Source organism: Tessaracoccus yangjingae (assembly GCF_054483935.1).
The window spans coordinates 1,189,516-1,214,084 of record NZ_CM137014.1; the positions used below are offsets into that span (position 1 = coordinate 1,189,516).

The following is a 24,569-nucleotide window of genomic DNA, read 5'->3' on the forward strand; positions in this document are numbered from 1 at the left end:
CGTGCCGGGGGAGCGTCGACGGTGGGGCGGCCTCTCGCTGCGGCTCCGGCTCACCCTGGTGACGGCGGGGCTGCTGGCGGTGGGGCTGTCGCTGGGGGCGGTGGCGTTGTCGTCGGTGGTGTCGGCCAGCCGGGTGGCCGCGCTGGACGAAGCCGCTGCGGCGCGCGGACTGACGGTGTCGCGGCTGGTTGCCGACGACCGGCTCCCCGACCCCCTTCCGGTTGCCGAGGCCGGCGAGACCGCGCAGGTGCTCGACGCCGACGGGCTCGTGGTGGCCAGCTCGGCCAACGCGAGCAGGACGCTGCCGCTGGTGTCGCCGTCGGATCTGGCCGCGCTGGCGGACGGCCCGGCGACCATGCGCACCGCCTACGACGAGCGGGCGCGGGTGGTGGCCCAGGCCGCCGAGTGGCGCGGTGAGCCCGTGACGGTGGTGGTGGCGCTGCCGCTGCGCGACGTTGAGGGGGTGCTGCGCGCGCTGCGGGTGTCGCTGGTGGGGGTGGTGCCCACGCTGACGCTGCTCCTGGCGGGCGTGATCTGGCTCGCGCTCGGCCGGGCCCTCAGGCCCGTGGAGCAGCTGCGGGTGGCCGCCGCCCGGGTGGCGCGCGAGGGCGGTCCGGGGGCGCTGCCGGTGCCAGCTGCGGACGACGAGCTGGGCGCGCTGGCGCGGACACTGAACGAGATGCTGGACCGCCTGGACCGGGCGGCCGCCCGGCAGCGGGGGTTCGTCGAGGACGCGGCGCACGAGCTGCGCTCGCCGATCTCGTCGCTCAGGGCCGTCGTCGAGGTGGCGGAGGCGCACCCCGCCGCCTTCACGAGCGGTGAGCTGGCCGCCGAGCTCGCGCCCCAGGTGCTGCGCATGCAGGCGCTGGTGGACGACCTGCTGCTGCTGGCGCGGGTGGGGGCGACGGGGTCGCGGCGGGAGGCGACGGACCTGACGGGGCTCGTCGACGATGCGGTGGCCGGAGGGCGGACCGGTGTCGCGGTGGAGGTGCGGGGAAGCGGGACGGCGTGGGTCGACGGCCCCGCCGTCGGCCGCGTGGTGCGCAACCTGGTGGAGAACGCGGCGCGGCACGCCCGGGGCCTGGTGCGGGTGAGTGTCGCGGACGGGGAGGTGGTGGTGGAGGACGACGGCGCGGGCATCCCGGCCGCGGACCGGGAGCGCGTCTTCGAGCGGTTCGTGCGGCTCGACGAGGCCCGCGAGCGCGAGGCGGGCGGCAGCGGCCTAGGCCTGGCCATCGCCCGCGAGATTGCTCGCGACCACGGCGGCGACGTCACCCTGGGGGAGTCGGAGCTGGGCGGGCTGCGGGCGACGGTGTCGCTGCCGGCCGTCGAGGAGCGGCAGGGCTGACTCGGAAGCTCGGCGTCTGAGCCACCTGCCTCGCACGGGCGACCGGGCCCGTCCGTGACCAGGCTCCGCGCCGGCAGGTCACCAACGCGGCTAGGCCTTCTTCCGCGACACCATCTCCGTGATCCAGATCGGCGCGAACGGCGAGACGCAGCCGGGTGCCGTCGGGTAGTCCCGCAGCACGCCCAGGCGCTCGCCGATCGCGACGGCGCGCTCCCGCAGATCAGGGTTCTCGATGCCGATCTGCGCCAGGCAGTAGTTCATCGCCCACTGCAGCCGGTCCGGCGCCTCCGCCATCTCCGCCTCGATCTGGTCCAGCAGCCCGGGCAGGTCGAGGCCCTCGGGGTTCCGCACCACCCGCTCGCTGGTCAGCGCCCAGCCGGCGCTCGCGACGACGGGGTCCGGGTCAGCGAACCAGGCCGGGCGCAGCGCCTCCGCGTGTGGGCTCTTCTTGACCACGTAGTTGATCAGCCAGTCCTGCACCTTCGGGCCGCCCGCGTCACGCAGCATCGCGTCCAGCTCGTCGAGTGAGTACTGCTTCGGCCGGCAGATGAGCAGGGCGAGGAGCCGGGCGGCTGAATCGCCGGTGGACCACAGCTCGACGGCGAGCTCATGGTTGGCCTTCACCCGCTTCGCGACGGCGCGCAGCCTGGTGAGGTTCACGCCGTGGTGGTCTCCGTGCCGCTCGTTGACGGCCCGCATCTTCGGGTCCTCCATGGCCCTCAGCTCGTCCATCAGTCCGGCCGCTGTCGCGCTGGTGGTTGCCGCCTGGGTCATGGAGTCTCCCGTCGTGGTGTGAGGCCCGATTCTCTCAGGCGTCGAGTGCCTTGGCCTGATCCACCCAGTCCTGGCACTCGGCCAGCGAGAGGCCGATCACCGGGCCGTGGCGCGTCTCGATCATCTCCTTGAGGTGCTCGGGGTTGCGGTGTCGGAGCTCCTTGACCGAGTCCACGCCGATGCTCTTCAACATCTCGGCGTACTTCGGTCCGATGCCCTTGATCCTGGCGAGGTCGTTCTCTACGGATGCCATCACAGCTCCTCGAAGGTTGTGCCGTCCGTCGTTGGACTCCTCCATCGTATCCGGGCGGCACGCCCCCGATCAGGGAATGACGACGGTCAGCACGGGGGTCGTGACGCCGCCCGAGCGGACCGAGTAGAGGTAGGGGGTCGCGCGCATGAGGCCGCCGTCGGTGAACGTGCGCGTGGTCGACGTCGCGATCTGGATGCCGGACCGCAGGATCTGGTACTCGACGCCGACGGGGCCGTCCCACGCGATGGTCACCGTGCTCTGGGTGGTGCCGGCCAGCCGGAGGTTGCTGGGAGCGCCGCCCGTCGGGGTCGCGGTGGGGGAGGGCGCGGAGGTGGGCGTCGGGGTGGCGCTGGTTCCGGGCTGGGAGCCGAGTGTCGCGGTGAGGACGGGGGTGGTGATCCCGCCGGCGCGCACCGAGTACAGGTAGGGCGTGTCGGGCAGGAGGCCGAGGTCGGTGAAGGTCCGCCCAGTCACGGTGGCGATCCGCACTCCCGAGCGCAGGACGTCGTAGCTGCCGTCAGGTCCGTCCCAGCCGAGGGTGATGCTGTTGCCCGTGGTGCCGGTGACCCGCAGGTTCGAGGGGCCTGAGCTGGGTGGGGTGGAGGGTGTGGGGCTGGGGGAGGTGGTGGGTGCGGGTGACGTGGTGGGCGACGGGGACGTCGAAGGGGCAGGGGAGGCGGTGGGCGTGGGGCTCGGCTGGCTCTCTCCGCCGGAGTACTTGACCTCGACGTAGTCGACCACCATCGGGACCCCTGGACGCGTGGAGGGGAGCGGGCCGGCCTCGCCGGGGTTGAGCTTGTTGGGGAAGGCGCCACCCATCGCGACGTTGAGGATGATGAAGTACCCGGCGTGCTGGGAGATCTCGTTCCAGATCGTCGGGGTGACGTCCGTCTCGGCCACAGAGAAGGTCTGCGCACCGTCGAGGTACCAGCGCATCTGGTCGACGGCGCCGGAGGTGTCCCACTCGAACCCGTAGGTGTGGAAGGCCTCCTGGCACGTGGTCACCAGGCAGGGGGCCCCGTTGTTGTTGGCGTCGCCGTTGTTGATGCCCTCGGGCTCGTTGCAGGGCGCCTTGCCCCATTCGCCGCAGTGCAGCACGTTGTAGGTCCAGTTCAGGCCCTGCACGTTCTCCATGATGTCGACCTCGCCGATCCTCGGCCAGGACCACCGGTCGGCGCGGTACGGGCTGCCGAGCATCCAGAACGCCGGCCAGTAGCCCCGGGCCTCGAGGCCGGTCACGTTGGGCATCTGCAGCCGGCTCTCGACGTGCATCACGCCGTTGGCCGGCGGCTTGAAGTCGGCGCGCACGGACTCGACCCTCGCCGAGGTCCAGGCCCCGGCCGAGTCGCGCTGCGGCGTGATGTACAGGTTGCCGTTGCGCACGTCGACGTTGCTGGGATCGGCGGTCATGGTCTGGATCTCGCCGGTGCCGAAGTTCTCCGGCCCGCCGGGGTAGGACGTGCCCAGGGTGAGCTGCCAGTGCGCTGGGTTCGGCAGGCCGCTGCCGCTGAAGTCATCGCGGAAGGTGACCTGCCAGGTGTGGGAGGCGACCGCCGGCGGGGTGTACGCGACGACGCCGAGGCTGGTGGCGGCGACCACGAGACTCATGAGGAGGGCGAGCGGCGCGAACGTTGCGGACCGTGGAGACATCGGGGGACCTTTCGCTGTGGGTGAGGCGGAGAGGCCGACAACCATCCTTGTCAGCCCGGCATTCCCGTGACCGGAAGCTAACAGTCGCCGGACTTCGCCACGCCGCACGGCGCGGGATTGCCTACTTTCGTCAGGTCCTCCATCGCAGGTAGCGGTGCCCGAGCACCCGGGCCGGCACTGACACCCCTAGCCGGAGCGTTGTTGCTCGTCGGAGCCGTCCTGTGGTGGAGCACGTGGGGAGAGACAGGTTGATCATGTTCTGCCTGCGGCGCACCAAATCGGCGACCTGGCACGTCCACATCGGGACGGGGATGCCTGCGCCGACGCTAGGTGGCAGATGTGGTGTCGTAGTCGGCACCAGATCCGCCGGCCAGCCCCGCCTCCGGCGGGTTGGTCGCCGGGGCGGCGCACCGGTGAATTACACGGCCGTAACTTGTGCACACCTGTGGACAAGGGTGTGGACATCGCTGACGGTTCAGGCGAGGCCCGCCAGCCGGGCCAGGGCCGCCGCCGCGGCTCCGATCACCACGACGGCGAGGAACGGGGCTCGCAGGACGAGCGCCAGCCCCGCCGCCAGCAGGGCGACGACGCGGGCGTCGAGCGCGACGGCCGTGCCGGTGACGAACGCGTTGGTGGCCACCAGGGAGGCGAGCAGGCCGACGGTGACGCCATGGGACAGCCTGGTCACCCAGGGGCTCTCCAGCCAGCGCTCCGGCAGCAGATAGCCGACCAGCTTCGTCGCGTAGGCGATGGCACAGGCGGCGAGGACCCACAGCCACATCGTCATGATCGGGGATCCTTCCCGTCAGGGATGGGCTCAACGGCGCCGGGCGCGCGGCCCCTCATGGTCGGGAGTCCTTATCGGCGTCGATCGGCTGCGCAACGCTCGTCGCGACCCGGGGCCGGGCCAGCGTCATCGCCACCGCGACACCGGCGGCGACGATGATCGGGATCCCGGCCGGAACCAGGGGAGCCACCAGCACCGTCACCACCGCCGACACCACGGCGACGGCGACAGGCTCGCGCCCCCGCAGCCGCGGCCACAGCAAGCCCAGGAAGGCCGCGACCGCGGCGCCGTCGAGCCCCCACGCCTTGGGATCGCCGAGGGCGTCACCCAGCAGCGCCCCCACCAGGGTGAACAGGTTCCACAGCGCGAACACCGCGACACCGGCTGCCCAGAACCCCCGTCGTTCCTCGTTCGCGTCCTCCGCTGCCGAGGCCGTCGCGATCGACTCGTCGATGGTGAGGTGTGCCGCCGCGAACCGGCGCCAGCCGTGCGGCCGGAGCATCGCGTTGGCCGTGACCCCGTACACCGCGTTGCGCACCCCCAGCAGGGAGGCGGCCGCCGTCGCCGACGCCAGCGCCCCGCCCCCGCCCACCACGCCCACGAAGGCGAACTGCGACCCTCCGGTGAACATCAACAGGCTCAACGCGCACGCCTGGGCCACGGACAGCCCCGCCGCGACACCCAACGCCCCGAACGAGATCCCGTACAACCCCGTCGCGACGCCCACGGACAGCCCGCGCCGTTGCGCGGGGGTCAGAGCCTTCACCGCACGGGCCTCACTGCACGGTCTCGCTGGCCTCGGCGATCACCGGCAGCCGCATGACGAACTTGGCGCCCCGGTCCGGGTCGTTGCTGGCGCGCACCGACCCGCCGTGCACGCGCGCCGTGTGGTCCACGATCGAGAGCCCCAGGCCGGTGCCGGGGGTGTTGCGCGCCCTGTCCGAGCGGTAGAAGCGGTCGAAGATGAGCGGGAGGTCCTCGTCGGCGATGCCCGGGCCCTCGTCGACGACGGTGAGGGTGCCGTCCTCCAGCGTGACGACGATGGTGCCGTACGAGGGCGAGAACTTCACCGCGTTGTCCAGCAGGTTGGTGATGGCCCGCTCCAGCGTCGACGGATCGCCCATGACCGGCGTGGGCTCCAGGGACACGTCGAAGGTGATGTTGGGGCCTCGACGGCGGGCGCGCTCGATGGCGGACTCCGTCACCTCGGCCATGTCCAGGGGCTCGTGGGGCCGCAGCAGGTGGTCGTCTCGGGTGAGGGCGACGAGGTCTCCCACCAGAGCCGAGAACTCGCCCAGCTGGGCCGCCACGTCCCCGAGGATCACCGATCGGGCGCCCTCGGGGAGCATGCCGGAGGTGTCGTCGGCCAGCAGCAGCTCGATGTTGGTGCGCATGGACGTCAGGGGGGTGCGCAGCTCGTGGCCGGCGTCGGCGATGAGCTGGCGCTGCTGCTCCCGCGACGTCTGCAGCGAGCGCAGCATCAGGTTGAACGACTTGGTCAGCTCACCGAGGTCGTCGCGGCCGTAGATCCGGATGGGGTTGAGCTGGTCCGTCTGGGTGACGGACTTCACCGCCTGCGACAGGCGCCTCACCGGGGCCAGCACCGCCTGGGCGGCCCACAGCGCGGCCAGGGTGGTGGTCACCACGCCCAGCGCGCCCGCCGCCAGCAGCGACAGCCACAGCGACGACAGCGTGGACTCCAGCGCCACCGTCGGCCGCCCGTACATCACCGCGTAGAACGCGCCGTCCACCGTCATCGGCACGGACACCACGCGGTAGGTGGTGCCGTCGGCGTCCAGCGTGCGGGCCGAGGACCCGGTCTGCATCCGCGCCACCGCGATCTCCTCCGCGCCCGCGGGCAGCGCGACGGGCTGCCCAGGGACCTGCTTCGCCAGGCCGTCGGCCGCCACCAGCGCCAGGAGGCCGTTCGACGAGCCCAGCAGGTCCGCCGACAACCCGCCCATGTTCGACACGTTCGACGAGATGGCCGCGGAGGCTGTCTGAGCCACGCCCACCAGCTCGCGGTCAAGCTGCTCGAGCAGCGACCAGCGCGTCACGCCGTACGACGTGGCCCCGATGACCACCACCGACAGGGCGACGCTGATGCCCGTGAGGAGGGCCAGCCGCCACTGCAGGGACTGGCCACTGACGAGGCGGCCGACGCCGCGGCGGATCCGGATCCACCAACTCCCGATCACGGGGGAGTTTCACGCAGGACGTAGCCGATCCCCCGCACCGTGTGGATGAGCCGGGGGCGGCCACCCGTCTCCGTCTTCCGGCGCAGGTAGCCGATGTAGACCTCGAGCGAGTTCGCGGTGGTGGGGAACTCGAAGCCCCACACCTCGTTGAGCAGCGTGTTGCGCTCCATGACCCGCCGGGGGTTCTCCATGAACACCTGCAGCAGTGCGAACTCGGTGCGGGTCAGTGAGATGTGCTGCCCGCCACGGGTCACCTCGCGGTGCTGCGTGTCCAGCGTGACGTCCTGGAAGGTGAGCACCTTCGACTCCGCCTCGGCAGCCGGCTTCGAGCGGCGCGTGAGGGCGCGCAGGCGCGCGAGGAGCTCGTCGAGGGCGAACGGCTTGACCATGTAGTCGTCTGCGCCGGCGTCCAGCCCGTCCACGCGGTCCCCGACGGCGTCCCGTGCGGTGAGGATGAGGATGGGGGTGTCGTTGCCGCCGTCGCGCAGCATCCGGGTGGTCTCGAGGCCGTCGAGGCGCGGCATCATCACATCCATGATGATCGCGTCGGGGGTGTAGCTCACCAGCTTGGCAAGGGCCTCGATACCGTCCGCGGCCGTCTGCACGTCGTCGCCGGTGTAGGTCAGCGAGCGGGCGAGCGAATCACGCACCGCTTGATCATCATCAACCACCAGGATCTGCATGATCAGCCCCCATCGCTCTCGCTGCCTCAGGGGTTCATCCTACCCACCATCACCACGGCTCGGCGTTCCCGACTCGCGTGGGTATGGTGTCCGCCATGACCACGGTTCTCTTCGTCTGCTGGGGCAACATCTGCCGCTCCCCGATGGCCGAGCGGGTGGCCCGCCGCCGCGCTGACCAGCAGGGTCTCGACATCAGGATCGAGAGCTACGGCGTCTCCAGCGAGGAGGTGGGCAACCCCATCGACCCCCGCGCCGCCCGGACCCTGGAGCGGGCCGGGTACGACGCCTCCGGGCACACCGCCCGCAAGATCGGAGCCGCCCAGATCAAGACGGCAGACCTGGTGATCGCCGCCGAGCAGCTGCACGTGGACCGGTTGCTGCGGATCGCGCCCGGGGCCACCAACATCGCGCTGATCAACGACTTCAACCCGGACAAGCCCACAGGGGAGGCGCTCATCGACCCCTGGTACGGCACGGAGGAGGGCTTCGAACGGACGCTGGCCGACATCGAGGCCGCCGTCGACGGCGTGCTCCTGGCGGTGTCGCGGCGCTGACGCGCCGCCGGGTCAGGTGGCAGGATGCGGGCATGACAACCCGGAACCCCCAGGACCTTCTGTTCATCGGCGGAAGCGGCATCATCAGCCACGCCAGCGTGACCCGGGCCGTGCGGCTCGGGCACCGCGTCACTGTTCTCAACCGCGGCCGCTCCGGCGTCCGGTCGCTCCCGGCAGAGGTGGAGACGCTGGTCGCGGACGTGCACGATGACGCCGCCGTCGACGCCGCGCTGGGTGAGCGTGAGTTCGACGCCGTGGCCCAGTTCTTCGCGTTCACCCCGGACCACGTGGCCCGCGACGTCGCCCGCTTCGCCGGTCGCACCGGACAGTACGTGTTCATCTCGTCGGCGTCGGCCTATCAGACGCCGCCGTCGAGGATGCCGGTGACCGAGTCGACGCCGCTGCGCAACCCGTTCTGGGAGTACTCGCGCAACAAGATCGCCTGCGAGGACCTGCTGGTGGCCGAGTACCGCGACCACGGCTTCCCGGCCACCATCGTGCGCCCGTCCCACACCTACGACAGGACGCTGATCCCCACCACCGGCGGCTGGACCGACGTGGCCCGGTTCCGCGCCGGCAAGCCGGTGGTCGTCCACGGCGACGGCACCACCCAGTGGACCCTGACGCACTCCGACGACTTCGCCGTCGGCTTCGTCGGCCTGCTCGGCAATCCGGCGGCCGTGGGGGACAGCTTCCAGATCATGGGCACGCACGCGCCCACCTGGGACCAGATCTACACGTGGCTGGCGCGGGCCGCGGGTGTCGCGGCGCCCGAGCTGGTGCACGTGGCGTCGGAGACCATCGCCCGGGCCCTGCCCGAGGTGGGCGACGGGTTGATCGGCGACAAGGCGCACTCCATGGTGTTCGACTGCTCGAAGCTGCGCGCGCTGGTGCCGGAGTTCAACCCGACGATCACCTACGACGAGGCGGTGGCCGAGCAGATCGCCTGGTACGACGCCCACCCCGACCGGCAGGTGGTCGATCCGGAGCTGGCCGCGGGCTTCGACCGGCTCGTCGCGCACGCGCGCGCCGTCTGACCCGGGCGGCCGGGCCGCGGCGGCCTCGCGGTACCCTGTGTGCTCCTCCCGATCGCGAGCGAAAGGCGCCGACGATGAGCCTGCAGGGCCGCAGCTTCCTCAAGGAACTGGACTTCACCCCCGACGAGTGGCGAGGGCTTCTCGACCTGGCCGCCGAGCTCAAGCTGCAGCGCCGCGAGGGCCGCGAGGAGCGCCGCCTCGTCGGGAGGAAGGTGGCCCTGCTGTTCGAGAAGACCTCCACGCGCACCCGTTGCGCGTTCGAGGTCGCGGTGGCGGAGCAGGGCGGGATGACGACGTACCTCGACCCATCGGGTTCCCAGATCGGGCACAAGGAGTCGGCGGCCGACACGGCCCGCGTCCTCGGCCGCTGGTACGACGGCATCGAGTACCGCGGCTCCGGCCAGGACGTCGTCGAGACGCTCGCAGCCCACGCGGGGGTGCCCGTCTACAACGGGCTCACCGACGACTGGCACCCCACCCAGATGCTCGCCGACCAGCTCACGATGATCGAGCACTGCGGCAAGCCGCTGGAGGAGATCTCGTTCGCCTTCCTCGGCGACGCGCGCAACAACGTGGGCAACTCACTGCTGATCAGCGGCGCGCTCATGGGCATGGACGTGCGGATGGTGGCACCCGTGTCGCAGCAGAACTCCGACTCCGTTGTGGCCGAGGCGCGCCGCCTGGCCCGGACGACGGGGGCGCGGATCACGGTGACCGACGACGTGGCCGCCGGTGTCGCGGGGGTGGACTTCGTCTACACCGACGTGTGGGTGTCGCTGGGCGAGCCGAAGGAGGTGTGGGCCGAGCGGATCGAGCTGCTGCGGCCGTACCAGGTCAACGCCGAGCTGATGCGCGCCACCGGCAACTCCGACGTGAAGTTCCTGCACTGCCTGCCGGCCTTCCACGACCTGCACACGTCCGTGGGTCGCGGGCTGAAGGAGGAGTTCGGGATCGAGGGGGTCGAGGTGACCGACGAGGTGTTCGAGTCGGAGGCCAGCGTCGTCTTCGACCAGGCCGAGAACCGGATGCACACCATCAAGGCCGTACTGGTGGCCACCCTCGCCGGCTGACGCCCGCCCAACCGTCGGCTGACCCCCGCCGTCGCGTTGAGCCTGACACGGCTTCTGGTGGGGTGCGTTGAGCCTGAAACGGCCCTCAACGCGCTTGGAGCGTTCAAATCTGGTGATTCGTGAGTTGACCTGGGTTTCCGGCTCAACCGCCGCCAGCGAGAGCGGTGTCAGGCTCAACCGCCGCCACCGACAGCCGTGTCAGGCTCAACGACGACGGGGGGCCGGGTGAGACACCCGGCCCCCCGTCGTGTGGGCTGTCAGTTGCCAGTGGACGGCAAGCCCGGCCGAACCGGGGGAGGCGTCGGCTTGCCGCCGTCAGTTCCGCCGTCGGTCCCTCCGTCAGTGCCACCTTCAGTGCCATCGTCGACCAGTTCGACGTCGACCGGCACGAAGATCTCCGTGCCCGACGCCGACACCTCGAAGCGGAGCGTCTGCGCGCCGGCCGGCACGGCGGTGCCCTTGGGCAGCCGCACGCTGGCGGTCCCCGCGCCGTCGGTCACGGTGCCGGAGCCCACCTGCACGTCGCCGAGGAAGGCGGCGATAGTCGTGTTCGCCAGCGGAGGCGAGACCTTCTCGCCCTCAAGCAGGTACATGTCGAGCGTCTGCGGCGCCACGCCGCCGGTCAGCGGCGCCCCGAAGCTGTAGGTCAGCGCCGCGCCACCCTCGACGAGGGCGCCGGCGGCGAGCTTGGCGGACACCCCGCGCTTGGAGTAGTCCGGGGACAGCAGGCCCTGCTCACCGATCCAGGTGGTCCACGCCTCAAGGTCGGCGCGACCCGTGTCGCGGGTGTTCACGCCCTTGGCGAGCTCGTGGAAGTTGTCGCCGCCGCTGATCAGGAACGAGCCGCCGCCGACGGTGTACAGCTTCGCCGGGTCGATCGGGGCGCCGTTCATGCTCACCGACGTGATCCGCGAGCCCTCGGGGAGCGACTCGTCGTAGGTGTAGGTGACGTTCTTCGACAGGCCGAGCTGGAGGAACGCCCGCGAGGGGACCACCCCGGCCAGGTTCCGCTGCCACTGCTGCTCGAGGACCTTGGTGAACTGGGCCCCGGTGACCTGGGTGGTGAACAGCGAGTTGGCGAACGGCAGGGTGAGCGCGGCCTCGCGGAGCGTCACGTCGCCGGCGTTGAAGGAGTCGCGGGTGCCGCCCGGGTTCTGGAGGCCGATGAACTCGTCGTCTCCGCCGCCGAGCACCTCGTGGAACATCTCTGCCACCAGGTTGGACATCGGCGATTCGGTGTTGCGCGTGTCGGCGTTGCCGGTGCCGGGGGTGGAGATCGCGGCGGAGGACTCGCCCACCACCTGCGCGCCCTCGACCATCGCGACGTCGTAGGCGGCGCGGGCGATGTCGTTGACGGCCTTGATGGCGGGCAGCGACTCGTCGGAGGTGGCGGCGGCTGCGACGGTGGAGGAGGCCGCCGAGCACACGCCCTTGGCGGTGGTGTCCACCACGAGGTCCAGCCTGCCGAGGTGCGAGGCGTATGAGCCGGCCTGGATGATCGGGCGGCCGTCGGCGGTGCTGAACGTGTAGCGCTGGTGGGTGTGGGCGTTGAAGATGGCCTCCACCCGGGGATCGATGTCGCGGTAGATCTCGTCGAACGCGGCGCTGGCGGCGGCGTTGGCCTCGGCGGTCTGCGACGACAGCGCGGCGCCCTCGTGCAGCGAGGCGAGCACCACGTCGGCCTCGCCGTTGGCCGCGTCGCCGTCCAGCAGCTCGTCGGTGACCCGGTTGATGGCCTCGACGGGGTTGCCGATGGTCAGGTCGGCGATGCCGGCGGGGGAGACCAGGGAGGGGAGGTCGCTGGTGACCACGCCCACGACGGCGATCCTCAGGCCGGCCTTCTCCAGGATGGCGTACTCCTCGAGCGGGGCGGCCACCGTGGTGGTGCCCCTGTCGTAGACGTTGGCGCCCAGGTAGTCGAAGCCCTGCGCCTCCGGCACGACGCGCCCGGCGAGGTCGTTCCAGCCCTTGTCGAACTCGTGGTTGCCGACGGTGGACGCCTCGACGCCCGCCTCGTTGAGGATGTCCAGGGTGGGGGTGTCGTCGGCGATCATCGACACGAACGTCGAGGCGCCGATGTTGTCGCCCGAGGAGATCAAGGCCACGTTGTCGTCGCCCTGGGCCACGCGCGCCTGCTCGACGGGGGTGAAGAGGCGCCCGGCGAGGTAGGCGGTGGCGTCGCTGAGCGGCTTCGAGTCGTCGACGACCCGGCCGTGGAAGTCATTGAACGCGAAGACGGTCACGGTCTCGGTGGCGTTGGCCGCGACACACTCGCCGAGGGCGGCGTGAGCCTGGGGGGCGACGGCGGTGGCCACCAGGCCGCTCGCCACGAGGGCCGTCGCGGCGGCGGTGGCCGCGACCTTCCTGGTCAGGATGAACATGTCTCTCCGTTGCGTGAGGCGGTCGGCACTGAATGGGCCATCGCGAAACAAATGGGTCCTGGCCCACTCTGGGGGGTTCTGGCGCTCTGGTCAAGCAGTTCTCGTGTCGTTTACGTTGCGGTCACCGAGGCTTCACCGACGACCTCGCACAGGCGCTCTGCCCGTGGGCTCGTCTTCGCATACCTTCGCCGTCTTTGCACACCCAATTGAGTATGCGAAGACGGCCAAGGTATGCGAAGTCCGCGGCGGCCGCGCCGGAGGTATGCGAAGACGGCCAAGGTATGCGAAGTCCGCGGCGGTCCCGGCGAAGGTATGCGAAGTCCGCGGCGGCCGCGTGGAAGGTATGCGAGAGGGGCCCGGAGCGGCCGGTTGGGCGCGAAGATGGATGCCGGAGAGGCCGAAGGCTTAAGCTACGCTGGCGTAAGCTACGGATGCGTAAGTTAGTGGAAGGAGGCCGCGTGCGCGGTCAAAGCCAGGACATGGTGCAGCTGCTGACCCCCGACGGGCGGCGCGTCGAGCACGACGAGTTCAGGTTCACCGGCACCACTGCGGACCTGGTCGGCTACCTCCGCGACATGATCCTCGCCCGCCGCTTCGACGCGGAGGCCACCGCCCTCCAGCGGCACGGCGAGCTCGGGCTCTGGACCCCGCTCATCGGCCAGGAGGCTGCGCAGGTGGGATCGGCCCACGCTCTGCGCCCCGCGGACGTCGTGTTCCCCTCGTACCGCGAGCACGCCGTCGCCATGGTGCTCGGCGTCCCGCTCACCAACATGCTGTCCCTGTTCCGCGGCACCAACGGGGGCTACTGGGAGAAGCTCGACTCCTTCAAGAACTACCAGATCGTCATCGGCTGCCAGGCGCTGCACGCCACCGGCTACGCCATGGGGCTCCAGCTCGACGGCGCCGTCGGCAACCACGACGACGATCAGAACGCCGGCGTCATCGTCTACCACGGCGACGGGGCGGCCAGTCAGGGCGACGTCAACGAGGCCTACGTGTTCGCCGCCTCCTACAACGCGCCGGTGGTGTTCTTCTGCCAGAACAACCAGTGGGCCATCTCGGAGCCGATCGCGCTGCAGTCGCGGATCCCGCTGTTCCAGCGCGCGCAGGGCTTCGGCTTCCCCGGCATCCAGGTTGACGGCAACGACGTGCTGGCCGTCAAGGCGGTCACCGACTGGGCCATGGCGCGGGCGCGGGCCGGCGAGGGCCCGGCGTTCATCGAGGCGTTCACCTACCGCATGGGCGCCCACACCACCTCCGACGACCCCACCAAGTACCGCGAGCGCTCCGACGAGGAGGAATGGCGGGGCCGCGACCCCATCGCCCGCCTCACCGCCTACCTCCGCGCCGAGGGGGCAGTCGACGACGCGTGGTTCGCCGCCGTCGACGCCGAGGCCAAGGAGTTGGGGGCCGATGCTCGCGCGTCGATCCCCCTGATGGAGAACACCACCATGGACAGGCTCTTCGAGACCGTCTACGCCGAGCCCACCGTCGCCCTCGAGGCGCAGCGACGCGAGTACGCCGAGTTCGCGGCGAGCTTCGGGGAGGACGCATGAGCGAGACCCTGACCATGGCCAAGGCCCTCAACCGGGGGCTGCGGCGGGCTCTGCAGGCGGACCCGAAGGTGCTGCTGGCCGGCGAGGACATCGGCAAGCTCGGCGGCGTCTTCCGGATCACCGAGGGCCTGCAGGACGAGTTCGGTGAGAACCGGGTGGTGGACTCGCCGCTGGCCGAGTCCGGCATCATCGGCACCGCGGTGGGCCTGTGCATGCGCGGCTACCGCCCGGTGGTGGAGATCCAGTTCGACGGCTTCGTGTTCCCCGGCTTCTCCCAGATCGTCACCCAGGTGGCGAAGCTGCACATGCGCACCGGCGGCCACACGACGATGCCCATGGTGATCCGCATCCCCTACGGCGGCGGGATCGGCGCCATCGAGCACCACTCCGAATCCCCCGAGGCGTACTTCGCCCACACCCCCGGGCTCAAGGTGGTCACCTGCTCCAACGCCAACGACGCCTACTGGATGATCCAGCAGGCCATCCAGTCCGAGGATCCCGTGGTGTTCTTCGAGCCGAAGCGCCGCTACCACGTCAAGGGCACGGTCAACTTCTCGGCGCGCCCTGCCCCGATGCACCAGGCGCAGGTGGTGCGCCACGGCACGGACGCCACGCTGCTGGCCTACGGGCCCATGGTCAAGACCTGCATGGACGCGGCCGCCCTGGCCGCAGAGGAGGGCACGTCCCTGGAGGTGCTGGACCTGCGCACGCTCAGCCCCGTCGACTGGGTGACCATCGAGTCCTCGGTGCGCCGCACGAAGCGCGCCGTCGTCGTCCACGAGGCGCCGAAGACCCTCGGCCTGGGCGCCGAGATCGCGGCCAAGCTGCACGAGGACCTCTTCTACGTGATGGAGGCCCCGGTCCAGCGCGTCGCGGGATATGACATGCCGTATCCGCCGGCCCGCGTCGAGGAGGAGTACCTTCCCGGTGTGGACCGGATCCTCGACGCCGTCGATCGATCCCTCGCGTACTAGGAGCCCCGATGAAGCATCAATTCCTGCTGCCGGATCCCGGCGAGGGCCTGCTCGAGGCGGAGATCGTGGCCTGGAGGGTCGCGGCGGGCGACGTGATCGAGGTCAACGACGTGCTGGTCGAGATCGAGACGGCCAAGTCGCTGGTGGAGCTGCCCTCGCCCTACGCGGGCACGGTGACGGCGCTGCTGGTTGCGGAGGGCACCACGGTGGAGGTGGGCAGCCCCATCGTCGAGATCGACGACGGCGTGGCCGACTCGCCGGCCCCCGCGGACAGCGAGGCCGGACCCAACCTGGTGGGCTACGGCGCGCAGGACTCCGGCCCCGCGAGGCGGCGACGTCGCGGCCACGGCACGGACAAGGGGTCCGCGGCCGAGGCCATGAACGCCTCCTACGGCCAGCACGAGCCGGGGCGCCGCGCCGACGAGGTGCACCCCGCGGGCGCCGTCCACGCGCAGGCGCAGGGCGATCCCCTGCCCACCCCGGGCAGGGCGCCGTCGGAGTCTCAGCTGGTGCTGGCCTCGGATCCCGGATCGGCGAGGGCCAAGCCGCCGGTGCGCAAGTACGCCGCGGACCTGGGCGTGGACCTCGGCACGGTGGTGGGCACGGGGCCCGACGGCACCATCACCCGCCGCGACGTCGAGGCGGCCGCGGCGTTCCGGTACCTCGACGACCAGCCCAGGCAGGGGCGCATCCTCAACGACCACGCGGCGTTCCAGGCGTCCGGCCCGCGCTTCGGCGAGGCCCCGTCCGGGAGCGCGGGGCAGCCGCACGCCGGCACGTCGTTCAGCGGCTCCGCCTTCGGTGGCGGACAAGGGCCGACGGAGGGTCTGGGCGGGTTCAATCCCCAGCAGGGCCGTGCGGACCGGCGCGTGCCGATCAAGGGCGTCCGCAAGGTGACCGCCGAGAACATGGTCCGCTCCGTCCGCACGCACGTGCACGTGACCGAGTGGATCACCGTGGACGTCAGCGCCACGATGGACTTCGTCGAGACCCTCAAGTCGCGCCGGGAGTTCACCGGGCTGCGCGTCTCGCCCCTGCTCATCTACGCCAAGGCCATCTGTCTGGCGCTGGCGCGCAACCCCGAGCTCAACTCGTCGTGGGACGAGGAGCGGCAGGAGATCGTCTACTACGGCAACGTGAACCTCGGCATCGCGGCCGCCACCCCCCGCGGCCTCATGGTGCCCAACATCAAGGCGGCCCAGGACCTCAGCCTGCTGCAGCTGTGCCAGGCGGTCAATCAGCTGGTGCAGGTGTCGCGGGACGGGAAGCTCCAGCCCGGCGACTACTCGAACGGCACGTTCACCATCACCAACGTCGGCGTCTTCGGCATCGACGCGGGCACCCCCATCATCAACGGCGACGAGTCCGCCATCTTCTGCATGGGCTCCATCGAGCGCCGCCCGTGGGTGGTGGGCTCCGGCGCGGAGGAGAGGGTGGTGCCGCGGTGGGTGACCACGCTGGCGGTGGCGTTCGACCACCGGATCGTCGACGGTGAGCAGGGGTCGCGGTTCCTGCACGACGTGGCCTCCATCCTCCAGGAGCCGGCGCTGGCGCTGCTCTTCTGAGCCGCCGGGAAGGCGGGGTAGATGTTTCGGCCGACGGGTTGTGGGTACAAGGCAGGTACCCACCCACCACGAGGAGACGCCGCACCCACCGTCCTCCCCTCCACGTAGCGGTCGCCCCCGAGCCCGGTCCTCGGGCGGCCGCCCCGGCCAAGGCCCAGGAGCATGAGAAACCCGATCCACCTGCCCGCCACCCACGGCCCCGAGGCCTTCGCCGTCGTCCACCGGCGGTTGCTCCGGGAGCTCCATGAGGTGCGCATGGGTGGTCCGCCGCAGCGGGACGCGGCCTTCGACGTCTTCCGCCGGTTGTTGGCCGCCTCGATGGCGGCCGATCGGCTGTGTGCCTCGCTCGGCCTCGATGGATGGCCGGATGCGGGTCGGGCGCCCCGGTTCCACGTGGCTGTGTCCACGTCGGTGACCATCCTGGAGTGCGTGCACCGCGACTCACTCGACTTCGTGATCGAGGCGGGCCTCCTCGAGGAGATCCTCGTCGACGCCACCGGGCAGCAGCCCGGCCCGCACCTGCTGGGTGCGCCCCCTGAGCCGGAGAGCGGCTGGGAGGATCTCGGCGGCGCCGTGCAGCGCGTGGCGCGCGAGCTCCCCGGCGAGGATCAGCTCACCTTCGCGCAGCTCCGCCGGGCCGCGGAGGCCAGCGTGTGGCTCCTGGCCGACTGGGACCGGGCCGCTGACCGTGGCTTACCGGGAGGCTGAGGGGCCGGCGCCCCATATGACCCGTCGCGGGTGATGCGTGGCAGAGGCCCAGGTCACCGTGATTGGGGGATCCGCCTTCCTCCGGCGCGCTAATGTGCGGCGTGACGAACAAATTCTGTCGTCACCGTCGCAAAGGCCGAGTGCATGACCATCCATCTCAGTGGCGCGGGGCGGGCCTCCGCCGCCACGCCCATGTTCGCCGCGGGCACGAGGCCTGCCGAGCAGCAGCCGGACCCGGCCCGGAGGCCATCGCTGGCCCTGGTCGAACCCGACTCCGAGCGGGCCGCGTTCCTCGGCGACGCTCTCTCCGAGGGCTACGACGTGCGGACGGTGGCCGCCGTCGACGAGGCCGCCGACATGCTCCGCTCCGACCCGCCGGAGCTCGTGCTGGCCGATCTCGCCTCCCCGTCATCCGGGGAGGAGTTCATGCGCGCCCTGCGCGCGGAGTCGGCACTGGCCGACACCCCCGTGGTGCTGCTCGAGGACTACGGCGACGGCGCTGCCGCGTTCGACCTGGCGGGGCTGCGCATCCGCCTGGGTGCGGCCCTGGCACGCGCCCGGCATCACTCGCTCGACGCCGCGTGGCGCCGTGCCCTCCTGTCCGCCCTGCACGACGGCGTCCTCATCTTCGACGCCGCCGGCACGGTCATGGAGATGAACCCGGCCTTCGAGCGGCTCTTCGGATACACGATGAGCGACGGACCGTTCTCACCCCCGTACCCCTGGTGGCCCACCCAGGTGGAGAACGCCGACCAGCTGGCCGCGATCGCCCAACGGCACGCGGATGCCCGCGCCGGCGCCACCGGCGTGGGGGAGGCGTTGTACTACGACTGCGAGCGCCGGCCGGTGTGGGTGTCGGTGGCAGACGCCAAGGTCCGGGATCCCGACACCGGGCTCACCGCCACCATCCGGACCTTCCGCGACATCACGCGGCAGATGGAGGCGCAGACCCGGCGCGCCGCCGCCGCGCTGGTCAGCGCCGATTTCGCCGGCGAGGACGACATCGCGACGCTCCTCGGCCTGGCCGTCCACGGCTTCGAGCTCCTCTTCGGCGGCACCTGCACCATCGAGATCGACCACGACGGCCCCGTGCTGTTCCACGGCGGCACGACGGTGACCTCCGACGAGCTTCCGCCGGAGGTGCTCGCGGGGCTGGGCGGGCGGCCCAGCGCCGACAGCATCAGCCTGCGCCCGGGCATCCTGCTCGTGCCGCAGGCGAGCCTCGCCGAGTGCAGGGCGTGGGTCCAGTTCCCCCGGCGGCGCCAGATCGGCCCGGACGAGATGATCGTGGCGGACCTCCTGGCACAGGCCTTCGCGCTGGCGGTCGACCGGCTCCTGCACGCCCAGCGCAGCGCGGACCGGCAGGAGCACATGGCCCGCGCCATCGAGAGTCACCGCCTGATCGGGCAGGCCGTCGGGATCCTCGTGGAGCGGCACCGGCTGACGCCTGGGGACGCCTTCGAGCGCCTCAAGAGCGCCAGTCAGCAGCGCAACGTGAAGCTGCGTGCGGTGGCGGAGCTCGTCATCGAGACGGGGGCGGACCCGGAGACGCTCTAGCGCCCCCCGGCCCTGCCTGCATGGACGGGCGGGGACGGAACGTGCGACGACGCCACTGAAGAGTCCACACTGGTCTCCATGCCCTCGCCCACCACGTTCCACGTCGACCTCGACGCGCTGCACGCCAACCTGGCCGTCGCCCGCGAGCTTGCCGGCGGGCGTCAGGTCCTGGCGGCAGTGAAGGCCGACGCCTACGGACACGGCCTGGTCAGGGTGGCGCAGTCCATCCAGGAGCGGGGCTCGGCCGAGTGGCTCGGGGTGGCGCTGACGGCCGAGGCGCAGACCCTGCGTGCCGCCGGCGTCTCGCTGCCCATCCTCAAGTTCACGCCCACGCTCGTAGACGACCTGCCCGAGGCGGTCGCGGCGGGGGTCACGCTGTCGGTGGGGGACGCGGCAGCGGTCGACGAGGCAGAGGCGGCCGCCGCGGCGGCGGGGGTCACCGTCGATGTGCACCTCAAGATCGACACCGGCATGCGCCGCGTGGGCGCCGATCCCGCGGACGCGGTGGCGCTGGCGGAGAGGTTGGCGGCTGCCGGGCACCTGCGGGTGGGCGGGGTGTTCACGCACCTCCCCGTCAGCGACGTGGTGGCGGGGGAGGACTTCACGCGGTCCCAGCTGGCCCTCTTCGAGGCGACGGTGGCGCGGGTCGAGCAGGTGGTGGGCCCCGTCGCGCTGGTCCACGCCGCCAACTCCGGCGCGGTCCTCGGCCACGACCTGGGCCGCACCACCATGGTCCGCCCCGGGATCATGGTCTACGGCTCCTACCCCGACGCCGCCACCCCCCACACCCGGCCGCTGCGCGACGTGGGCCGCTGGACGTCGCGGGTGAGCTTCCTCAAGCGCATCCGGGAGGGCGAGACGGTGGGCTACGGGCGCACCTGGACGGCCCCCCGCGACACCTGGGTGGCCACCGTCGCCGTCGGCTACGGCGACGGCTACTCGCGGCTGCTGTCGTCGCGGGGGCGGATGCTCATCGCCGGGCGGTCCTACTCGATCGTCGGGCGCGTGTGCATGGACCAGACCATGCTGGACCTGGGCCCGGACACCCCGGAGGTGGCGGTGGGCGACGAGGTGGTCCTCCTGGGCACCAGCGGCGAGGACCGCATCGGTGTGGAGGAGATCGCCGGCCTGATGGGCACGATCACCTACGAGGTGACCTGCCTCATCACCGCCCGCGTGCCCCGCACCTACTGAGCGGTCCCTACTGCGGCTGTGCGCCCTCGGCGTGGCCCCGCGACAGCTTCGGGCGCCGGCTCGGGAACTCGTTCATGGCGTGGATGCCGATGCTCCGGGTGCTCCAGCCGTCGACGGCGGCGCCCACCCCTCCGCCGACCAGCGGGATGCCGCGCAGGGCCCGCACCCCCAGGCGCTTGCCGCTGACCTGGTACATCACGCGGTCCAGGAGTGCCCGCGACACCTGCCCGTCGAGCCGGGCGTCGAAGACGGGGGCCGTGGCCACCACCAGGGGAGAGCTGGGCAGAACGCCCTTGCTCACCAGGTCCGCCATCGTGGACGGGCCCAGCATCACCATGAGGATGGCCGTGCGGACCCTGGGGTCGCTCAGTTCGTAGCCGCGTAGGTGGGCGATGCCCGCCACCAGCCTGGCCTGGAGGAAGGTGGCCGCCGCGATGTTGGCGGGTATCGCGACCAGCGCGACGAAGAACCCGCCCCAGTTGGTGGCGAAGCCCTGCCCTCCCGCCATGGCGACGTGCTGGGCGATCATCCGCGCGATGGCCTCCTCGGCGTCCGCGCGTTGGGCCAGGAGCTGTTTGGCGGAGTGCTTGGCCCCGGGCAGCCTGCCCTTGCCCTCGATGGCCAGCTGCAGCAGTTCGTGGAGGACATCGGCGGTGAAGTTCTCGGCCACCGCCACGACGTTGCCATCACTCATCGTCACACTCCTCTCTTCGATCCCAGCCTGTCACAGCCCCGCAAACGCGTCGACCCTGGAAATCCACCTAGGGGCTGCCAGACTGGGGGCCATGTTGGGCGCCACATTCGGCCGGCCGGAGGACTGGCCGGGCCAGGATCTGATCGGTTACTCCGAGGAGTTCGGCCCCGGTCTCGCGCTTGAAGCCTACTCCTGCGGTGTGTTCCCGATGCCCATCGACCACGACGGGGAGGAGATGGGGTGGTGGTCCCCCATGCAGCGCGGCCTGCTGCCCATCGAGGGGCTGCACGTCACGCGGTCGCTGCGGAAGTCGGCGCGCCGGTACACCACGACGGTCGACCTGGCCTTCGACGACGTGCTGGCCGCCTGCGGCGACCCGGCCCGCGAGGGCGGCTGGATCGACGACCGGATCCAGGACGCCTACACCACGCTGCACGCCAAGGGGTGGGTCCACTCCGTCGAGACGTGGGACGCCGACGGCCGGCTCGTCGGCGGGCTCTACGGGGTGCACCTTGGGGGAGTGTTCGCGGGTGAGTCGATGTTCCACCACCCACACCGCGGGCGGGACGCGTCGAAGGTGGCGCTCCTGCGCCTCGCGGTCGAGCTCGCCTCGGCCGGGGTGCGGCTGCTGGACGTGCAGTGGCTCACCGAGCACCTCGGGTCGCTCGGCGCCTACGAGGTGCCCCGCGCCGAGTACCTGGCGCGCCTGAGCGTGGCGCTCGAGCTGCCGCAGCTGCCGTGGAGCCGCCGCGGCAGGATGGACGGCGCGGAGTTGCTGCAGGCCTGGGATGCGGCGCGCGCACGGGGCACACTGTCCGGAGGGGGTACGCCCGTCACGGGGGCACGACCGTCAGAAGGAGGGGCCGATGCCTGAGCTGCCCGAAGTCGCCGCGCTGGCCGGCGAACTGGACCGCAGGCTGCGCGGCCGGGTCGTCGCGGCCGGCCACCTGGTGTCGTTCTCCGCGCTCAAGACGTACAAGACCCCCTTGACTGCGCTGGCGGGGCTGGAGATCGACGGCGTCACCCGCCACGGCAAGTTCGTCGACGTCGCGGCCCAGGGCGTGCACCTGATCTTCCACCTCGCCCGCGCCGGCTGGGTCACCTGGCACGACGTGGCGCCACAGGTCCCCGCGCGGCCCGGAAAGTCCGGCCTGGCGCTGAGGATCGTCCTCGACGACGGATCCGGCTTCAGCCTCACGGAGGCCGGCACCCAGAAACACCTCGCCGTCTACGTGGTGGACAGCCCCGAGGAGGTGCCCGGTGTCGCGGCACTGGGGCCTGATCCGCTGGACCCGGGCTTCACCGTCGACGATTTCCGCGCGGTGCTCGCGGCCGCCGGACGGGCGCAGCTGAAGGGCGTCCTGCGGGACCAGAAGATCCTCGCCGGGATCGGCAACGCCTACAGCGACGAGATCCTGCACGCGGCCCGGCTGAGCCCGTTCAAGCCCGCGAACAGCCTCGACGAGGCGGGCTCGGCCGAGCTCTTCGACCACCTGCGGCAGGTGCTCGGCCAGGCCGTGGCGTCCGCGGCCGAGGTGCCCATCTCCCAGCTCAAGGACGCCAAGCGCGCGGGGATGCGCGTGCACGGCCGCACCGGGGAGGCGTGCGCGGTGTGCGGCTCCACCATCGCCGAGGTGTCCTTCGCGGACTCGTCGCTCCAGTACTGCCCCGGCTGCCAGACCGGCGGGCGGCCGCTGGCCGACCGGCGGATGTCGAAACTCCTCAAGTAGCCCCGTCCACGGCGCCTACGATGTGGGGATGAGCGACGGGGGAGTCATCGGCGGCGTCCAGGGCGCGGCGAAGGACGTCGAGGAGCACCCGGTCGCGGCCTGGGCGGCCGCGGCGGGTCACGTCGTCAACGGCATCGTGCATGCCATCATCGGCGGCATCGCCATCGGCATCGCGCGCGGCGCGGGAGGGTCGGCGGACCAGTCCGGCGCCATGCGGGCCATCAAGGACAACCCCCTGGGGGCGGCGGCGCTGTGGCTGGTGGCCGGGGCGCTGTTCGCGCTGGCCCTCTACTCGCTGGCGGTCGCCGTCGGGGAGGTGTCGCGGGACAAGCGCGACGCGGCCAAGAGCGTGGGCAGGGCCGTGATGTACGCGGTGGTCGGCTCGGCCGCGCTGGTGTACGCGCTGGGGGGCACGGCGGACGGCGAGCAGACCACCGAATCGCTGAGCGCGGAGCTGCTGCAGAGCTGGTGGGGCTCGGCGCTCCTGGTGCTGGCGGGCGTGGTCATCGCGGCGATCGGCGTGGGCATGATGGCCAAGGGGGTCACGAAGTCCTTCCTGGAGGACGTGGAGCTGCCACCCCGGTTCCGGCGCTCGTTCACCGCGCTCGGGATCGGCGGCTACCTGGCGAAGGGCCTGGCGGTGGTCATCGTCGGAGTGCTGTTCGTGGTCGCGGTGTTCACGCGCGATCCGGAGGACACCGGCGGGCTCGACGGCGCGCTCAAGGCGCTCGTCGGGGTGCCGGGCGGGCAGGCGGTGCTGGTGGCGATCGGCGTGGGGCTCATCCTCTACGGCGTCTACTGCATCGCGCGCGCCAGGACCACCGCGCGCCAGGCTCGCTGACGGCTTCGGTGTCGCCGTCGGCCCATGGCCTAACCTGAGGGGCGTGCTCGGATACTTCGGCCCCGCGGGGACCTTCACCCATCAGGCGTTGCGCACCATCACCGACGACGATGCCCTCGCGTTCGCCAGCGTGCGCGAGGCGCTCGACGCCGTGCGGCTGGGTCACGTGCGCGGCGCCGTCGTGCCGATCGAGAACTCCGTCGAGGGCGGGGTGTCGGCCACGCTCGACGAGCTGATCGCGGGCGCCCCGCTGGCCATCCGCGGCGAGATCGTGATCCCGGTGGAGTTCGGGCTCTACGTGCGCCCCGGGACCAGGATGGACGAGGTGCAGCAGGTGCTGACCCACGGGCACGCCGCGGCCCAGTGCCGCGACTGGCTGGGGATGATGGTGCCGCAGGCCCACATCACCGAAGCGGGATCGACGGCCGGTGCCGCTGCCGAGGTCGCGCGGCCGGAGTCGCGCTACGACGCCGCGGTGTGCGCGAGGGTCGCGGGGGAGCTGTACGGGCTGGAGGAGCTCGCCTACCAGATCGAGGACAACCCCGGGGCGGTCACCCGGTTCGTCGAGGTGGGTGTCGCGGGGCCGGTGCCGGAGCGCACCGGCGCGGACAAGACCACCCTGGTGGCCTACATGCGCGAGGACCACGCGGGCGCACTGCTGGAGATCCTGGAGCAGTTCGCGGTGCGCGGGGTGAACCTGAGCCGGATCGAGTCGCGCCCCACGAAGACCACGCTGGGCTCGTACTGCTTCTCGATCGACGTCGAGGGACACCTGCACGACAAGCGCGTCGAGGAGGCGATGGAGGGGCTGCACCGCGTGTGCCCCACCGTGCACTTCCTGGGCTCGTACCCGCGCGCGGACAAGGCCCGTCCCGTCGTCGGCCACGGGTTCAGCGACGAGGAGTTCGACGCCGCCGCGAGGTGGATCCGCACCCTCGGGTGACCTGGCGACCCCTCAGCCCACGGCCCCACCGCTGGCTGAGGTGCGGCCCCCGCTGGCTGAGGTGCGGCCCCC

23 protein-coding genes are annotated in these 24,569 nt (G+C 71.6%); 14 read left to right on the plus strand and 9 right to left on the minus strand.

Features of this window, described 5'->3' with window-relative positions; all coding sequences use genetic code 11:
* Position 1: 1 nt before the first annotated feature.
* On the plus strand, positions 2-1,348 hold the full coding sequence (locus ACX1D3_RS04980; protein WP_458995883.1) for an ATP-binding protein: 1,347 nt from the start codon (positions 2-4) through the stop codon (positions 1,346-1,348).
* Positions 1,349-1,438: 90 nt separating this feature from the next.
* Here ACX1D3_RS04980 and ACX1D3_RS04985 read toward each other — a convergent pair whose 3' ends face one another.
* From ACX1D3_RS04985 to ACX1D3_RS05015, 7 genes are all read right to left on the minus strand, one after another.
* Positions 1,439-2,122 carry a DNA alkylation repair protein gene (locus ACX1D3_RS04985; protein ID WP_458995884.1) on the minus strand — a complete coding sequence of 228 codons (684 nt, stop codon included), beginning with the start codon at positions 2,120-2,122 and terminating at the stop codon, positions 1,439-1,441.
* A gap of 34 nt (positions 2,123-2,156) precedes the next feature.
* A complete protein-coding gene (locus ACX1D3_RS04990; protein ID WP_458995885.1) occupies positions 2,157-2,375 on the minus strand; it encodes a DUF4332 domain-containing protein in 219 nt (72 codons plus the stop codon).
* A gap of 69 nt (positions 2,376-2,444) precedes the next feature.
* Positions 2,445-4,025, minus strand: a complete 1,581-nt coding sequence (locus ACX1D3_RS04995; protein WP_458995886.1) for a LamG domain-containing protein — start codon at positions 4,023-4,025, stop codon at positions 2,445-2,447.
* Between the two features lie 475 nt (positions 4,026-4,500).
* The gene (locus tag ACX1D3_RS05000) at positions 4,501-4,812 is read right to left on the minus strand and encodes an AzlD domain-containing protein (protein WP_458995887.1); all 312 of its coding nucleotides are present in this window, start codon (positions 4,810-4,812) and stop codon (positions 4,501-4,503) included.
* A gap of 55 nt (positions 4,813-4,867) precedes the next feature.
* Positions 4,868-5,578 carry an AzlC family ABC transporter permease gene (locus tag ACX1D3_RS05005; protein ID WP_458995888.1) on the minus strand — a complete coding sequence of 237 codons (711 nt, stop codon included), beginning with the start codon at positions 5,576-5,578 and terminating at the stop codon, positions 4,868-4,870.
* A 10-nt stretch (positions 5,579-5,588) separates the two neighbouring features.
* A complete protein-coding gene (locus ACX1D3_RS05010; protein ID WP_458995889.1) occupies positions 5,589-7,010 on the minus strand; it encodes a sensor histidine kinase in 1,422 nt (473 codons plus the stop codon).
* Positions 7,007-7,693, minus strand: coding sequence for a response regulator transcription factor (locus ACX1D3_RS05015; RefSeq protein ID WP_458995890.1), 687 nt, complete (start codon positions 7,691-7,693; stop codon positions 7,007-7,009). Before ACX1D3_RS05015 ends, ACX1D3_RS05010 begins: the two co-directional genes overlap by 4 nt.
* 95 nt (positions 7,694-7,788) lie before the next feature.
* Here ACX1D3_RS05015 and ACX1D3_RS05020 point away from each other — a divergent pair, with 95 nt between their 5' ends.
* The 3 genes from ACX1D3_RS05020 (at position 7,789) to argF (ending at position 10,354) form a co-directional block, all read left to right on the plus strand.
* A complete protein-coding gene (locus ACX1D3_RS05020; protein ID WP_458995891.1) occupies positions 7,789-8,247 on the plus strand; it encodes a low molecular weight protein-tyrosine-phosphatase in 459 nt (152 codons plus the stop codon).
* Positions 8,248-8,279: 32 nt separating this feature from the next.
* Positions 8,280-9,284: an NAD-dependent epimerase/dehydratase family protein gene (locus tag ACX1D3_RS05025; RefSeq protein ID WP_458995892.1), complete on the plus strand. Its 1,005-nt coding sequence runs from the start codon at positions 8,280-8,282 to the stop codon at positions 9,282-9,284.
* Positions 9,285-9,358: 74 nt separating this feature from the next.
* Positions 9,359-10,354, plus strand: coding sequence for an ornithine carbamoyltransferase (argF, locus tag ACX1D3_RS05030; protein ID WP_458995893.1), 996 nt, complete (start codon positions 9,359-9,361; stop codon positions 10,352-10,354).
* A gap of 257 nt (positions 10,355-10,611) precedes the next feature.
* On the opposite strand, the gene ACX1D3_RS05035 is transcribed toward argF, so the two are convergent.
* Complete coding sequence (locus ACX1D3_RS05035) at positions 10,612-12,735, minus strand: bifunctional metallophosphatase/5'-nucleotidase (RefSeq protein ID WP_458995894.1); 2,124 nt, start codon at positions 12,733-12,735, stop codon at positions 10,612-10,614.
* 458 nt (positions 12,736-13,193) lie between these two features.
* Here ACX1D3_RS05035 and pdhA point away from each other — a divergent pair, with 458 nt between their 5' ends.
* From pdhA to alr, 6 genes are all read left to right on the plus strand, one after another.
* Entirely contained in the window at positions 13,194-14,291 is a 1,098-nt protein-coding gene (pdhA, locus tag ACX1D3_RS05040) for a pyruvate dehydrogenase (acetyl-transferring) E1 component subunit alpha (protein WP_458995895.1), read from the plus strand.
* A complete protein-coding gene (locus tag ACX1D3_RS05045) occupies positions 14,288-15,265 on the plus strand; it encodes an alpha-ketoacid dehydrogenase subunit beta (protein ID WP_458995896.1) in 978 nt (325 codons plus the stop codon). The genes pdhA and ACX1D3_RS05045 overlap by 4 nt, the downstream gene beginning before the upstream one ends.
* Positions 15,266-15,291: 26 nt before the next feature.
* Positions 15,292-16,830, plus strand: coding sequence for a dihydrolipoamide acetyltransferase family protein (locus ACX1D3_RS05050; protein WP_458996484.1), 1,539 nt, complete (start codon positions 15,292-15,294; stop codon positions 16,828-16,830).
* A 162-nt stretch (positions 16,831-16,992) separates the two neighbouring features.
* Positions 16,993-17,538 (plus strand): hypothetical protein, encoded by a 546-nt coding sequence (locus tag ACX1D3_RS05055; RefSeq protein ID WP_458995897.1) that lies wholly within the window; start codon positions 16,993-16,995, stop codon positions 17,536-17,538.
* A 144-nt stretch (positions 17,539-17,682) separates the two neighbouring features.
* Positions 17,683-19,095, plus strand: a complete 1,413-nt coding sequence (locus tag ACX1D3_RS05060) for an ANTAR domain-containing protein (RefSeq protein WP_458995898.1) — start codon at positions 17,683-17,685, stop codon at positions 19,093-19,095.
* Between the two features lie 78 nt (positions 19,096-19,173).
* Positions 19,174-20,289: an alanine racemase gene (gene alr, locus ACX1D3_RS05065; RefSeq protein ID WP_458995899.1), complete on the plus strand. Its 1,116-nt coding sequence runs from the start codon at positions 19,174-19,176 to the stop codon at positions 20,287-20,289.
* A 7-nt stretch (positions 20,290-20,296) separates the two neighbouring features.
* Here the strand turns inward: alr and ACX1D3_RS05070 are convergent, their stop codons facing one another.
* Positions 20,297-20,983 (minus strand): EcsC family protein, encoded by a 687-nt coding sequence (locus ACX1D3_RS05070; protein ID WP_458995900.1) that lies wholly within the window; start codon positions 20,981-20,983, stop codon positions 20,297-20,299.
* A 91-nt stretch (positions 20,984-21,074) separates the two neighbouring features.
* Here ACX1D3_RS05070 and aat point away from each other — a divergent pair, with 91 nt between their 5' ends.
* Genes aat through pheA form a run of 4 tightly spaced genes read left to right on the plus strand, consistent with a single transcriptional unit; the run spans position 21,075 to position 24,497 of the window.
* Entirely contained in the window at positions 21,075-21,857 is a 783-nt protein-coding gene (gene aat / locus ACX1D3_RS05075) for a leucyl/phenylalanyl-tRNA--protein transferase (protein ID WP_458995901.1), read from the plus strand.
* Positions 21,850-22,713, plus strand: coding sequence for an Fpg/Nei family DNA glycosylase (locus ACX1D3_RS05080; RefSeq protein WP_458995902.1), 864 nt, complete (start codon positions 21,850-21,852; stop codon positions 22,711-22,713). Before aat ends, ACX1D3_RS05080 begins: the two co-directional genes overlap by 8 nt.
* Positions 22,714-22,741: 28 nt before the next feature.
* Positions 22,742-23,554, plus strand: a complete 813-nt coding sequence (locus ACX1D3_RS05085; RefSeq protein ID WP_458995903.1) for a DUF1206 domain-containing protein — start codon at positions 22,742-22,744, stop codon at positions 23,552-23,554.
* A 43-nt stretch (positions 23,555-23,597) separates the two neighbouring features.
* Entirely contained in the window at positions 23,598-24,497 is a 900-nt protein-coding gene (gene pheA, locus ACX1D3_RS05090) for a prephenate dehydratase (protein ID WP_458995904.1), read from the plus strand.
* Positions 24,498-24,569: the final 72 nt, after the last annotated feature.

Excerpts from the sequence above, each read along its gene's own strand:
- argF (WP_458995893.1), top strand. The coding sequence starts at position 9,359 with ATGAGCCTGCAGGGCCGCAGCTTCCTCAAGGAACTGGACTTCACCCCC.
- ACX1D3_RS04985 (WP_458995884.1), bottom strand. The coding sequence starts at position 2,122 with ATGACCCAGGCGGCAACCACCAGCGCGACAGCGGCCGGACTGATGGAC.
- alr (WP_458995899.1), top strand. The coding sequence starts at position 19,174 with ATGCCCTCGCCCACCACGTTCCACGTCGACCTCGACGCGCTGCACGCC.
- ACX1D3_RS05015 (WP_458995890.1), bottom strand. The coding sequence starts at position 7,693 with ATGCAGATCCTGGTGGTTGATGATGATCAAGCGGTGCGTGATTCGCTC.
- ACX1D3_RS05025 (WP_458995892.1), top strand. The coding sequence starts at position 8,280 with ATGACAACCCGGAACCCCCAGGACCTTCTGTTCATCGGCGGAAGCGGC.
- aat (WP_458995901.1), top strand. The coding sequence starts at position 21,075 with ATGTTGGGCGCCACATTCGGCCGGCCGGAGGACTGGCCGGGCCAGGAT.
- ACX1D3_RS04990 (WP_458995885.1), bottom strand. The coding sequence starts at position 2,375 with ATGGCATCCGTAGAGAACGACCTCGCCAGGATCAAGGGCATCGGACCG.
- ACX1D3_RS05060 (WP_458995898.1), top strand. The coding sequence starts at position 17,683 with ATGACCATCCATCTCAGTGGCGCGGGGCGGGCCTCCGCCGCCACGCCC.
- ACX1D3_RS05045 (WP_458995896.1), top strand. The coding sequence starts at position 14,288 with ATGAGCGAGACCCTGACCATGGCCAAGGCCCTCAACCGGGGGCTGCGG.
- ACX1D3_RS05020 (WP_458995891.1), top strand. The coding sequence starts at position 7,789 with ATGACCACGGTTCTCTTCGTCTGCTGGGGCAACATCTGCCGCTCCCCG.
- ACX1D3_RS05055 (WP_458995897.1), top strand. The coding sequence starts at position 16,993 with ATGAGAAACCCGATCCACCTGCCCGCCACCCACGGCCCCGAGGCCTTC.
- ACX1D3_RS05085 (WP_458995903.1), top strand. The coding sequence starts at position 22,742 with ATGAGCGACGGGGGAGTCATCGGCGGCGTCCAGGGCGCGGCGAAGGAC.
- ACX1D3_RS05070 (WP_458995900.1), bottom strand. The coding sequence starts at position 20,983 with ATGAGTGATGGCAACGTCGTGGCGGTGGCCGAGAACTTCACCGCCGAT.
- ACX1D3_RS04995 (WP_458995886.1), bottom strand. The coding sequence starts at position 4,025 with ATGTCTCCACGGTCCGCAACGTTCGCGCCGCTCGCCCTCCTCATGAGT.
- ACX1D3_RS05000 (WP_458995887.1), bottom strand. The coding sequence starts at position 4,812 with ATGACGATGTGGCTGTGGGTCCTCGCCGCCTGTGCCATCGCCTACGCG.
- ACX1D3_RS05035 (WP_458995894.1), bottom strand. The coding sequence starts at position 12,735 with ATGTTCATCCTGACCAGGAAGGTCGCGGCCACCGCCGCCGCGACGGCC.
- ACX1D3_RS05080 (WP_458995902.1), top strand. The coding sequence starts at position 21,850 with ATGCCTGAGCTGCCCGAAGTCGCCGCGCTGGCCGGCGAACTGGACCGC.